The sequence below is a fragment of the Cypionkella sp. genome, assembly GCF_034376685.1.
Taxonomy (GTDB): Bacteria; Pseudomonadota; Alphaproteobacteria; order Rhodobacterales; family Rhodobacteraceae; genus Cypionkella.
Window position 1 is genome coordinate 131,337 of record NZ_JAXMJJ010000029.1, and the last position, 12,823, is coordinate 144,159.

11 protein-coding genes are annotated in these 12,823 nt (G+C 61.4%); 8 read left to right on the top strand and 3 right to left on the bottom strand.

Annotation, left to right across the window (positions count from 1 at the left end):
- Positions 1-138: 138 nt before the first annotated feature.
- Both U1A24_RS06710 and U1A24_RS06715 read left to right on the top strand, forming a co-directional pair.
- Positions 139-771, top strand: coding sequence for a TRAP transporter small permease subunit (locus U1A24_RS06710; protein ID WP_322321196.1), 633 nt, complete (start codon positions 139-141; stop codon positions 769-771).
- A complete protein-coding gene (locus U1A24_RS06715) occupies positions 768-2,543 on the top strand; it encodes a TRAP transporter large permease subunit (RefSeq protein ID WP_322321197.1) in 1,776 nt (591 codons plus the stop codon). The genes U1A24_RS06710 and U1A24_RS06715 overlap by 4 nt, the downstream gene beginning before the upstream one ends.
- Positions 2,544-2,610: 67 nt before the next feature.
- Here U1A24_RS06715 and U1A24_RS06720 read toward each other — a convergent pair whose 3' ends face one another.
- Together U1A24_RS06720 and dacB are read right to left on the bottom strand one after the other, a co-directional pair.
- Complete coding sequence (locus U1A24_RS06720; protein ID WP_322321198.1) at positions 2,611-3,720, bottom strand: TRAP transporter substrate-binding protein; 1,110 nt, start codon at positions 3,718-3,720, stop codon at positions 2,611-2,613.
- Positions 3,721-4,007: 287 nt separating this feature from the next.
- Entirely contained in the window at positions 4,008-5,588 is a 1,581-nt protein-coding gene (gene dacB / locus U1A24_RS06725; RefSeq protein WP_322321199.1) for a D-alanyl-D-alanine carboxypeptidase/D-alanyl-D-alanine-endopeptidase, read from the bottom strand.
- A 152-nt stretch (positions 5,589-5,740) separates the two neighbouring features.
- Between dacB and U1A24_RS06730 the strand changes: the two genes are divergently transcribed.
- A complete protein-coding gene (locus U1A24_RS06730; RefSeq protein ID WP_322321200.1) occupies positions 5,741-7,006 on the top strand; it encodes a class I SAM-dependent methyltransferase in 1,266 nt (421 codons plus the stop codon).
- A gap of 19 nt (positions 7,007-7,025) precedes the next feature.
- Here the strand turns inward: U1A24_RS06730 and U1A24_RS06735 are convergent, their stop codons facing one another.
- Positions 7,026-7,622: a nicotinate-nucleotide adenylyltransferase gene (locus U1A24_RS06735; protein WP_322321201.1), complete on the bottom strand. Its 597-nt coding sequence runs from the start codon at positions 7,620-7,622 to the stop codon at positions 7,026-7,028.
- A 201-nt stretch (positions 7,623-7,823) separates the two neighbouring features.
- Here U1A24_RS06735 and U1A24_RS06740 point away from each other — a divergent pair, with 201 nt between their 5' ends.
- From U1A24_RS06740 to nadC, 5 genes are all read left to right on the top strand, one after another.
- A complete protein-coding gene (locus tag U1A24_RS06740) occupies positions 7,824-8,156 on the top strand; it encodes a hypothetical protein (RefSeq protein WP_322321202.1) in 333 nt (110 codons plus the stop codon).
- A 131-nt stretch (positions 8,157-8,287) separates the two neighbouring features.
- Positions 8,288-9,163: a helix-turn-helix domain-containing GNAT family N-acetyltransferase gene (locus U1A24_RS06745; protein WP_322321203.1), complete on the top strand. Its 876-nt coding sequence runs from the start codon at positions 8,288-8,290 to the stop codon at positions 9,161-9,163.
- 183 nt (positions 9,164-9,346) lie between these two features.
- Positions 9,347-10,393: a quinolinate synthase NadA gene (gene nadA / locus U1A24_RS06750; RefSeq protein WP_416136307.1), complete on the top strand. Its 1,047-nt coding sequence runs from the start codon at positions 9,347-9,349 to the stop codon at positions 10,391-10,393.
- Between the two features lie 18 nt (positions 10,394-10,411).
- Complete coding sequence (locus U1A24_RS06755) at positions 10,412-11,971, top strand: L-aspartate oxidase (RefSeq protein WP_322321293.1); 1,560 nt, start codon at positions 10,412-10,414, stop codon at positions 11,969-11,971.
- Entirely contained in the window at positions 11,968-12,822 is an 855-nt protein-coding gene (nadC, locus tag U1A24_RS06760; protein ID WP_322321204.1) for a carboxylating nicotinate-nucleotide diphosphorylase, read from the top strand. The genes U1A24_RS06755 and nadC overlap by 4 nt, the downstream gene beginning before the upstream one ends.
- Position 12,823 lies beyond the last annotated feature (1 nt).

A 12,823-nucleotide genomic window follows, 5' to 3' on the forward strand; every position in this document is an offset into this window, starting at 1 on the left:
TGCGCGAGCCTAATTACGCGGCATCGGGACGTCATGACCTTACGTCGATGCCAAATGGAATCCAAATTCGCGGGCTGATTGCACTTCATCCCGCATAGCCGATTGACCGTTAGATGCGACTTGGCCAAAGTCACGCGCATGGGGGGAGCCATCATGTTGATATTATCACGCTTTATAGATCGGGGCACCGAAGTAATCGGCAAAGCGGTCGGCTGGTTCATTCTGGCAGCCATTCTGTTGAGTGCAGGCAATGCCGTGGTGCGCAAGGTGTTCAACACCTCGTCCAACGCCCTGCTAGAGATGCAATGGTATCTCTATGGCGCGGCGTTTTTGCTGGCGGCGGCCTATACGCTGCGGCAAAATGAACATATCCGCATCGACATTGTCTATGGGGCGCTGTCGCGGCGCACCCAGCACTGGATTGACCTGTTTGGTCATGTGTTCTTCCTGATGCCCTTCGCGATTCTGATGGACGTGTATTTCGTCTCTTATGTGCTGCAATCCTATCACTCGGGCGAAACCTCGAACAACGCGGGCGGGCTGACGTTGTGGCCCGCCAAGGCTTTGCTGCTGGCAGGCATGCTGCTGCTGACGCTGCAAGGTATCTCGGAAATCATCAAGAAAATCGCGGTGATGCGCGGGGTGATCCCCGATCCCACGCCGTTTGTCTCGTCCCATGAGGCCGCCGCGCTGGAAGGCGCGGAACTGGCTGAGCAACTCGCCGCCGCCCAAGCTGAAGCTGAGCAAACCGCCAAGGGAGAACGCAAATGATGGAACTGATCGCGCAGAACATGGCGCCGATCATGTTCGTCTCTCTCGTGGTGTTCCTGCTGGCAGGCTACCCGGTGGCCTTCTCGCTGGCCGCCAACGGCTTGCTGTTCTTCATCTTCGGTGTCTGGCTTGCCCCGCTGTCGGAAGGCACCATCACACTCGATTGGCCGCTGCTTTACGCCTTGCCCGAACGGTTCTGGGGGGTGATGCAGAACGAAACCCTGCTGGCCATCCCGTTCTTTACCTTCATGGGCATCGTGCTGGAACGCTCTGGCATGGCCGAGGATCTCTTGGAAACCATCGGCCAGTTGTTCGGCCCGGTGCGCGGTGGCTTGGCCTATGCCGTGATCATCGTTGGCGCGCTGCTAGCGGCAACAACCGGAGTCGTCGCGGCCTCGGTGATCGCTATGGGCCTGATTTCGCTGCCGATCATGCTGCGCTACGGCTATGATCGACGCTTGGCGAGTGGGGTGATTGCCGCTTCTGGCACCTTGGCGCAGATCATTCCGCCCTCGCTGGTGCTGATCATTCTGGCCGACCAGCTGGGTCGCTCGGTGGGCGACATGTATAAGGGTGCCATGATCCCCGGTCTGGTGCTGACCGGGCTGTACATGAGCTATGTCTTCCTTGTGACGATGTTCCGACCGAACTGGGCTCCGGCCCTGCCGAAAGAAGCGCGCACTTTGGGCAGTGGCGTCACCTCGCTGATGGTGTCGCTGCTGATCGCGGGCGTCATGGGCTATCTGATCATCAAAGCCCTGCTGCCACGTTACGGTGAAGGTGCTGATATCATTGGCGCTTCGATTGCCATCATCGCGATCTATGTCGCGGCCTTGCTGGATCGGGCGCTGAACCTGAACTGGATGTCTAAACTGTGCTCGCAGGTGATCATCGTGCTGATCCCACCGCTGGCACTGATTTTTCTGGTTCTCGGCACGATCTATCTTGGCATCGCCACCCCGACCGAGGGCGGTGCAATGGGCGCTGTCGGCTCGCTGATTCTGGCAGGCGTCAAAGGCCGCTTGAGCCTGTCAGTCATCCAGCAGGCTTTGGCCTCGACCACCCGGCTTTCCGCCTTCGTGATGTTCATTCTGCTGGGCGCGCGGGTGTTTTCGCTGACCTTCTACGGCGTGCAAGGCCACCTCTGGGTCGAGCATCTGCTGACTGCGATGCCGGGCGGGCAGTTGGGCTTCCTGATCGGTGTTTCGATTCTGGTGTTCCTGCTGGCGTTCTTCCTCGATTTCTTCGAGCTGGCCTTCATCCTTGTGCCACTGCTGGCCCCTGTCGCCGACAAGATGGGCATCGACCTGATCTGGTTTGGCGTCATTTTGGGCGTCAACATGCAGACGTCGTTCATGCATCCGCCGTTTGGCTTCTCGCTGTTCTACTTGCGATCAGTGGCGCCAAAAGAACCCTTTATCGACAAAGTGACCGGCAAGTTGACCGCAGCCGTCAAAACCAGCCAGATCTATTGGGGGGCGGTGCCCTTTGTGGTGATCCAGGTGGTGATGATCGGGCTGGTGATCGCCTTCCCGCAGATGGTGATGCACTACAAGGGCGCGGTGGTGGATACCTCGCATGTCACCTTCACCGCGCCGAACTCTGGTTTGGGCGGGCTTGGTGGTCTGGGTGGGCTGGATGGCGGTTTGGGCACGGGTCTGGGCGGGCCAGCCACCCCGGCTGCACCCGCAGCGCCTGCCCCCTTGAACAACGACCTACTGTCACAGCCACCCAGCTTTGACACCACAAAGCCAGTCGCCCCCGCGCCCTGACCCCAACCTGAGCGCATGAAAAAGCCCCCGCCGATCACTCGGCGGGGGCTTTCTTTTGGCGTCTGGCTTACAGCTTGCCGTCGCGCTGCTGGATCATCATGAAGGTGTCGTAGTTGTATTCCGCCACCTGCGTCCACTGATAGTAGTCGTTGCGGAACGCCTTGATCGACTCCCAGATTTTCTTGAACGGGGCGTTGGTGGCTTCCATCTCGGCATAAACTTCATTCGCAGCGGTGAACGAAGCTTGCAGGATTTCCGGGCTGAACGGACGCAACTGCACGCCTTGGCCAACCAGAGATTTGATCGCCGTCGGGTTCTTGTAGTCATACTTCTGCAACATATCGGCATCCGCTGCCCGCGCAGCCGTGCGCAGCAATGATTGGTATTGCGGCGTCAGCGATTCGTATTGCGCCTTGTTGAAGAAGAAGTGAACCGTCGGGCCACCCTCCCACCAACCCGGGTAGTAGTAGAACGGCGCGACCTTGTAGAAGCCAAGCTTTTCGTCGTCATAGGGGCCAACCCATTCCGCCGCATCAATCGTGCCCTTCTCCAGCGCCGGATAGATGTCGCCACCCGGAATTTGCTGCGGCACCACGCCCAGCTTGGTCAGCACTTTGCCGGCAAAGCCACCCACGCGGAACTTCAAGCCCTGAAGGTCTGCCAGCGTGTTGATTTCCTTGCGGAACCAACCGCCCATCTGCACGCCGGTGTTGCCGCCGGGCAGAGCGAAGATGTTCTTGGTGGCAAGGAATTCATTGTAAAGATCAATGCCGCCGCCGTGGTAGTGCCAGGCGTTGATCCCGCGTGCCGACAGCGAGAACGGCACAGCCGCCGCCAGCGCAAAGGTCGGATCCTGACCGAAGTTATAGTAGCCAACGGTGTGGCAGGCCTCGACCGTACCCGCGCTGACCGCATCCGCCGCAGGCGCGCCACCGGGCACAAGTTCCCCCGCCGCAAACACCTGAATCTGGAAATTGCCATCGGTGGCTTCCGACAGCATCTTCGACAGAACCTCAGCTCCGCCATAGATGGTATCCAGCGATTTCGGGAAAGAAGAGGTCATCCTCCAGGTGACCTTGGGGCTCGACTGCGCAATCATCGGCGAGGCCAGCATCGCGGCCCCCGCCGCGCTGACACCCCCGATAGAAGCCTTAGTCAAAAACGAACGACGATCCATGCAATCCTCCTGTTGATGCAAATGGTCCGTGACGCAGGCTCCTCAGCCCTCGCCGACACAGGGCAAGACTACACGCTGTGATGGTTCTGTCTATCCAGTTACAGCGGTTGCGACGATTACGCCGGGGAAATCTGAGTGCGTTTTCCGAGTGATGCAGCCTGCCACCCAGTGCAGCGCGGCGCGCGGCACAGGCTGACGGACATCACCGCAAACCTTTTGCGCATCGCCTTGCGGGATGCGGCGACCTTCGGCTTAAACGGCAGCATTTGCCGAAATAAGTGGCGCGGTCAAAGATAAGTCTTGCCCCAGCGGTGCAGCAACTGGCCTTGCAGGCGATGCGCCCGCTTGACCCAAGCCCGGTCGCCCTCGGGTGATTCCCGGTTCCACACTGGCACCGCCGCACGGCGCGGCACATCGGCGGTGAAGATCGCAAACGCCAGCGACCGCCCTCCCGGCGCATCGACATAGCCCGACAGGTTCGAGACGAAGTTCATCGTGCCACTTTTCGCATGCACCCGCGCCATGCTGCCCGACTTGGCGGCTTTCGCTGCGGGCTTGCCATCGACGCTGGGCAGATCGACGGTTTTCAGAAGGTCATGCAGCATCGAAAGCCGCTTGTCGCGCCGCGCCGCGATCATCACCTGCACCATCGCCGACGGGCTGATCCGGCTTTTCGGCCCAAGCCCAGAATGATCGCCAAACACCGCCTGCACGCCAAACCGCCGCCGCGCCCATGTTGTCATCACCGCCGCTGACCCCTCCAGCGTGCCTGCGCCCGAGGCCGCCAGCCCCACTGCCTCGGCGGTCAGATTGGTCGAAAACCGCATCATCTTGCGCAGCAGGTCCGGCAAAACCTCGGACTCGTGGCGCACAATCTCTGCCGCAGCGGGCAGGGTATAAACCACCTCGGCGTTTGGCAGTTTGATCCCCTGCGCCGCGCACAGGGTCTGAAACACCTCCGCCGCATAGGCCGCCGCATGACGCACCGGCAACCAGCGCGAGCCTTCGCGCCCCAAAGCCCCGCGCGCCACCGTCCAATTGTCGCCCGCCGTGCCCGCCTCATAGGCAAACACCGGCACATCGCGGTCCACTACCTGCACCCGTGCCATACTGACCGGCGGCACGAACCGCGCACCTTCCGCGTTCATCGCAAGGCTGTAGCCGTCATTCACCGCTTTCCAGACGAAGTTCACCCGGTTGAAATTCAGCATCAGCCCCGAGATCGCCGGATTATAGCCCACGAAATCCGGCTGATCGCCCGAGATCTCCACCCGCTCTGGCAAAGCCCCGGCATAGGCCACAAACTTCCCCGTCACCTTGCGCAGCCCCGAGGCCGCCAGCGCCGCCACCAGATCGCCCATCTTGTCGGTGTCAAAGGTCGGATCACCGCCCCCCGCCAGGATCAGATCACCGTCGAGCCGCCCGTTCACCACAGCGCCCGTCCGCATCACCCGCGTCACAAAGCGATGCTCGATCCCCAGCTTTTCCAGCGCAAAGGCGGTGGTCACAGATTTGGTGACACTGGCAGGCGGCATGGTCTGCGCCTCGCCAAAAGACTCCAACACCCGCCCGGTCGCCAGATCCGCCACGCAATAGCCGACCACACCGGTCAGCTTGGCCGCTTCAACCAGCGCCGCCGCGCCGGTTGGTTTGATCACCCGTGCCTTGGGCCGCAGCGACACCGCAGGCGCTTCTGCCCACGCAGGCAGCGCAGCCCCCGCCAGCAGCCCGCCCAACACCCATCTGCGCCCAACCAGCATGTCGATTCCCTTGGTCATCCCATCGCACAAATAGCCTTGGGCGTGGCTGCGATGCAATCGCAGCCCAGAAAATTCCACCTTCGTCACACCAAAGTCATAAACAGCCACACAGTCTCGCCGCCTCGTTTATGCACCGATGACGTGACTTCCACACCTATGATCCTGCCTGAAACCCCATTGTCCTGCAGATTTTTTGGTGCTTATGTCCGTCCTGCAATGAAATACCGAATTTCGTGTTTTCGATAAAGGTGAAGAAATTTATGAGCACGTTTTCGAAAGCTGACCTGCCCGCGTTCATTGCAAAAGTCGACGCTTTGGGCGGACCTTCCAGCGCCAAGGCGATGGAATATTGGCAGGGCATGCGTTACCGCCCGCAGATGAAGGTGAATGAAGACCTTGATCCGTTTTCAGAAGCCTATGTTGATCAACAGCTTGCACTGTACCACGAAATTTCCGGTCGGGCGATTGATCAAGAGGCCAACGAGCAATCCGATTTCAATGTGGACCACCACGTCGCCGGGGCCAATGCCTATGCGATGACCAATCCCAACAGCATGGTGCGACACTATTTGCGGCTGTCGCATCTGATCGCGGTTGCCGACTTGCCTGCCAATGCCAAGGTGTTGGACATGGGCGCAGGCTGGGGCATGTCGAGCGAGTTTTTCGCCACCTTGGGCTGCCGCGTCACATCGGTGGATATCAATCCTAGTTTTGTCGAACTGATCCGGCGCAGACAGTTGCGCCACGGCCTGCCGATCGTCGCCGCGCAGGGCACCTTTGACGAATTCTTGTCAGAAGATCGGTTTGACGCGGTGCTGTTTTATGAATGTCTGCACCACGCCATCCGGCCGTGGACCGTGATCGAGCGGTTGGGCAAAATGCTGAAACCCGATGGTGCGATCATCTTTGCTGGTGAGCCTATCAATAACATGTGGCGGCATTGGGGGCTGCGCAACGACCCCAAATCGATCTACTGCATTGCGAAAATGGGCTGGTTTGAAAGCGGCTGGTCTGAAGCCTTCATAACCGCCTGCCTTCAGCGCACCGGCCTGTCGGTCAAGATCGAAGCCTCGGCGGTTCCAACGGTTGGACATCTGTGCGTGGCGCGTGCAAGGCCCAATGCCACACGACCAGCGGCGGCGGCACAACCGTCATCGGCGCAACCGGGTTCTTTTGATCTGGCCCGGTCTTACGCGCGGGGTGACGAGTGGTTCATGGGTCCGCAACATCTGATCGCCAAAGAGCGGTCAACCTTGGATGTTCAAAGCGCAACCGCTGGGGCGACCTTGGTGCTTGGTGTGGAAAATTACCGCCGCACGTCTATCAAGCTGCGGGTAGAGCGAAACGGCACAACCGTCCAGACTCTCGCTTTGACCGACCGTAAGACCGAAGTCCGCGTCCCGCTGATGGCCGGAGCGAACGCAATTTGCTTTGTCAGCGATACTTGGGTTCCCAAGCTGGAACTGGGCAATGCCGATACGCGGGCAATCTCGTTTCATCTGGCAGCGGCACATATTGAACCTTAGATCAGGCTTTGCGGCAGCCCTACTTCTTCCACTCGCCCCGCGCCCGGATCGCACTCGATGACGCGCCATTCATCGGGATGTTGACAAAACACCACGCCGGCGCTTTGCGCCCGCGCAAATTCTCACCGCGATCCACCTGATTGACCCGAAACGCCCGCGCGGCCACGCTTGTCCGCGCCGCGACCCCAGACCCCGGCCGTGCCAAAACTCCGACGGGAACCGAGCGCAAAATGTCCCGCCAGCGGTTCCAGCGGTGAAACTGCACCAGATTATCCGCCCCCATCAGCCAGACAAAATGCACGCCGGGATAGATCGCCTGCAGCTTGCGCAATGTATCCGCCGTCGCCCGCGTGCCCAACCGCGCCTCCAGATCGGAAATCACCACCCGCGGATCCGACATCATCTGCCGCGCCCGTGTCAGCCGTTCCGCCATCGGCGCAGGCTGGCGGGCCTTCAAAGGATTGCCGGGGCTGACCAGCCACCACACCCGGTCCAGACCCATCCGCTTCAACGCCTCGCGGGTGATATGCGCATGCCCTTCATGCGCCGGATCAAACGATCCGCCCAAAAGGCCAACAACCATGCCCTTGGCCGCAATGGGAAACCCTGCTTTCATTTTGCCATGTTGACCCGAAGTCACGCGCCATTACAATGGCTTGCAGTAGGCAAAGCGCTTGCTGCAAGGCACGGGTTAAGACGCCGGACCTCCGGCTGGGCGGGGCTTCCCCTCCCAAAGATCGCAAGCCGTTACATTCGACGCATGGCCGTGGCTGAACTGCATTCAGATCCGGCTATGCAGGACAGGTGAGGTTAACCCGTGCCCTTGCGCCTTTCCTTGCCCAACAAGGCCCCCAAACTTGCCGCCCGCAATCTGCTTTGGAACCGCTATCTGCCGCAGGGCGCGCCCCTGCTGCGCGCGGTTCCGCGAATTGCCATCGAGCAAGGCTTCCCGCTCAACATATCAACCCCACGGGAAAATTACGACCTGCTCAAGGCCACAATCCACCACCTCAGCCGCCTCACCGATCTGCGCCGCCAAGCCCCCAATTTCCTCGCCCAGATCGCTTGGGTTGCTCAGGTCACCCCCGCCAAAGGCGCAAAATTGCACGAACGCCTCACAGCGGCGCTCTTGACCACAGAAAATACCTGATCTAAGTCAGCTAATTAATGGGACGACTCCAGCCAATTTGACTAAAATTTGCTATCATCTGTCCTAAAATATCCCACGGGGGTGCGGGGGTGTGAAACCCCCGCTGACCAATGCAGCACAAAGGCCCGCCCATGCTTGACTCCATCGCCCGCCTGCGCCGCTTCAACCGTGCGGTCACCCGTGAGACCGGCGCGCTGGATCATTCCTATCTTGGCCGAGGCCGCCCGCTGGGTGCTGCCCGCGTATTGCAGCTGGTCAAACCGCAAGGCACTGATATTGCTGACATCCGAACCAAACTGAACCTCGACTCCGGTCTGCTCAGCCGCCTGCTGCGCAGCTTGGAAGCCGAAGGTCTGATCCATCTGACCCCTGACACCAGCGACCGCCGCCGCCGCACAGCGCAACTGACCGCCGCAGGTCAGGCCGAAATGACGGCTTACGAGGCCATCGGCTATGCCAAAGCCGCCGAAACCCTGTCCCGCGCGGGCGCGCGTCAACAAGCCCTGATCGACGCGATGGATCTGATCGCCACCACGCTTTTGCAAGACCAGCTCGATATCCGCGACGCCGACCCCGATGCCCCCGAAGCGCTCGCCTGCCTGAAGGCCTATTACGCTTTGCTGGCCGAGAAGATCGCTGGCGTCACGCCAGATATGTTGGGGCTGCCGCTGCACGATGCGCAGAAATACCGCCCGCCACGGGGGGCATTCCTGATCGCGTGGAGCGATGATCTTCCGGTCGGCTGCGTATCCATCCGCTCGCTTGATGCCACCACGGCCGAGGTCAAACGCCTCTGGGTCGACCCATCAGCCCGTGGTCAGGGCCTTGCCCGCCGCCTGATGCAAAGCATTGAATCCCGCGCCAGATCGCTTGGCTACAGCCATCTCAAACTTGATACCAACGCCGCCCTGACCGAAGCCATCGCCCTCTACCGCCGCGACGGCTGGCAGGACATTCCTGCCTATACCAGCTTCCCGGCGAACCTCTGGCTGGGCAAAAGCTTGTAACCTGCGCTGCCTGGCACCCCGTGTGCTAGAAGTTCACGCGATCCGCGATTCAAGTCGCCGCATTTCACCAAAAGGTCAAAAAACGCTGTTTTGTGAAGGGTTTGCGTCACCCGCAAAAGGCTTTATAGGCAGTCGTGCACCCAAACGGGTTTATCCCCGCCGCTCAGCAATGGAACGCCGATCTTGACCGATATTCGTGAACTGCGCGCCGAACTGGCTGCCCATTACGATCTTGCTCCATCGCTGGATGCAGCCGAGGCCACGAAACACATCCATGCCAAGATGGATCGCGTGGTGCCGCTGGCCGACTGGGCGATGTTTGCGCCCTATGTCATTGCGATCAATCGGCTGAAGGCGGAGCGCAACGCAGTGATCCTGGGGCATAACTACATGACGCCAGAAATTTACCACGGTGTTGCGGATTTTGTCGGTGACAGCCTGCAATTGGCGATCAAAGCGACCGAGGTTGAGGCCGATGTGATCGTGCAATGCGGTGTGCATTTCATGGCGGAAACCTCGAAGATCATGAACCCGTCGAAGATTGTGCTGATGCCCGATATGGCCGCGGGCTGTTCTCTGGCGGAATCGATCACGGCAGATGGCGTGGCCGAAATGCGCGCGCGCTATCCGGGCGCGCCCGTGGTGTCTTACGTCAACACCACCGCCGAGGTGAAGGCGGCGTCGGATGTCTGCTGCACCTCGGCCAATGCGCTGCAAGTCGTCAACGCGATGGAGGGCGACACCGTGATCATGACGCCCGACCAATATCTCGCCCGCAATGTCGCGGCGCTGACGCACAAACGCGTGGTGTGGTGGGAAGGCTCCTGCATCGTGCATGAACTCTACCAAGCCGCTGATCTGCGCGCATATCGCGAGCATGACCCCGATGTGAAGATCATCGCCCACCCGGAATGCACGCCAGAAGTGGTGGCCGAGGCGGATTTCACCGGCTCTACCAAGGGCATCATTGATTGGGTCCACAAACATAAACCCGCCAAAGCGATGCTGGTGACGGAATGCTCAATGGCGGCGAATATCGCCGATGAACTGCCCGAGGTCGAATTCGCCAAGCCCTGCAACATGTGCCCCTACATGAAGATGATCACGCTGGAAAAGATCCTGTATGCGCTGCACAGCATGACGGGTGAGGTGCTGGTCGATGCCGAGATTTCAGCGCGTGCAAGGGTCGCGGTGCAGCGGATGATCGACATCAGTCGGGCTGCGGCCTAAGCCATGACAGCGCAGGCGATGCACAGCGTCGACACCGGACGGGTGATCATTGTCGGCGCGGGTCTGGGCGCGCTTTATGCTGCGCTGAACCTTGCGCCGCATCCCGTACTGATTATCTCGCCCGATCCGCTGGGGCAGGGTGCCAGCTCGGCTTGGGCGCAGGGCGGCATTGCCGCCGCGATGGCCGAAGCCGACAGCCCCGAGGCCCATGCCGCCGATACCGTGCGCGCGGGGGCAGGGACGGTCGACGCCGAGGTGGCGGCTTTTGTGACTGCCGAGGCTCACACACATATTCTGGACCTGACCGCGATCGGCACGCCGTTTGATCGCGATGCGCAGGGCGGCTATGTGCTGTCGCGTGAGGCGGCACACAGTCTGGCGCGGGTGGTCCGGGTGCGCGGCGATCAGGCTGGCCGCGAGATCATGGCCGCGCTGATTGCCGAAGTGCGGCGCACGGCTTCGGTGCAGGTGATAGAAGGCGTGATGGCGACGGATTTGTCGCTGCCAGACGGCCAAGTCACCGGAGTCGTGATCGAAGCAACAGAAGGTTCTGCACCAATCCTGCTGCGTGGGGCGGCGGTGCTGTTGGCGGGTGGTGGTTCGGGCGGGCTTTATGCGCTGACCACCAATCCACCCCGCATCCGGGGTCAGGTGATCGGCATGGCGGCGCGGGCGGGGGCGGTGATTTCGGATGCCGAATTCGTGCAGTTCCACCCGACCGCCATCGACATGGGCGAAGACCCCGCCCCCTTGGCGACCGAGGCTTTGCGCGGCGAAGGCGCTACCCTGATCAACCGTGGCGGCACGCGCTTTATGCTGGCCGTCCACCCCGATGCCGAACTTGCGCCGCGTGATGTGGTGGCCCGCGCCATCTTTGCCGAAACAGAAGCCGGGCGCCGTCCAATGCTCGATACCCGCGCGGCGCTTGGGGCCGAGATCACCGATCGCTTTCCCGCCGTGGCCGAAGCCTGTCGTCGCGGCGGCATTGATCCGGTGACGCAAGCCATTCCGGTGGCGGCAGCTGCGCACTATCACATGGGCGGCATTGCCGTGTCTCCGCAGGGACGCAGCAGTCTGGCCGGACTTTGGGCCTGCGGTGAGGCCAGTGCGACCGGATTGCATGGCGCCAACCGCCTCGCCTCGAATGGGCTGCTCGAAGCATTGGTCTACGGTCGCCGTGCCGCGCGCAATATTGCGCAGGGTCTCAGCAGCGATCACACCTTGCCCGTGGCCCTGACGTTGCAAGCGGGCGGCCGCGCCCTCGACCCCGGTTTGGTCGCAGCGCTGCGGGCCGTGATGACGGATCATGTCGGCGTTGTGCGCGATGGGGCTGGCCTGCGGTTGGCGCTGCGCCGGATTGCCGATCTTGAAAATCAGGCGTCCGAGCACCCAAATTTCCTCAACATGACCGCCACTGCCACTTTGATCGCCGCCGCAGCCTTGTTGCGGCAGGAATCGCGCGGCGCGCATTGCCGCCGTGATTTCCCAGATACCAATCCCGCGCTGGCGCATCGCAGCACCCTCACGCTGACCGAAGCGCTTGCCCTGCGCCAATCCGTAACGGAGACCTCGGAATGACCACCGCTTTCGCGCCGCTACCCGACCTGCTGCTGGAACCACTGGTGCGCGCGGCATTGATCGAAGATCTTGGCCCGAATGGTGACGTGACCACCCGTGCGGTGATCCCGGCGGCGACGCGCTACCGTGCCAAACTGAATGCCCGCGAAACCGGCGTGGTTTCGGGGATGCAACTGGCCGCCATTGCCTTTCGCTTGGTGGACCCAGCGCTTGCGATCACCTTGCACCGCGCCGATGGCAGCCAGTGCGCGCCAGGTGATGTGCTGATGGAGATCGAAGGCGCTGCGGCGTCGATCCTGTCGGCCGAGCGTGTCGCGCTGAACTTTGCCGGGCGGCTTTCCGGCATTGCCACCTTGACGGCGGCCTTCGTGGCCCAGACTGCGGGCACCGCCACGCGCATCACCTGCACCCGCAAGACCACGCCGGGCCTGCGCATGGTCGAAAAGGCCGCCGTGCTGCATGGCGGCGGCTTCAACCATCGTTTTGGGCTGTCAGATGCGATCCTGATCAAAGACAATCACATCGCGGCGGCGGGCGGTATCCGTGCGGTGCTGATGGCCGCACGCGCATCGGTTTCGCATATGATAAAGGTTGAAATCGAGGTCGATACGCTGGCACAACTGACCGAAGTGCTGGCGGTTGGCGGCGCAGATGTGGTGCTGCTGGACAACATGGACACGCCGACGCTGCGGCAAGCGGTCGATCTGGTCGCGGGGCGATTGGTGACGGAAGCCTCTGGCAATATGGCGCTGCCACGCATCGCCGAAGTGGCGGCGACGGGGGTGGATTATATTTCCAGCGGTGCGCTGACCCATTCTGCCCGCACGCTGGATCTGGGGCTGGATTTCTGAT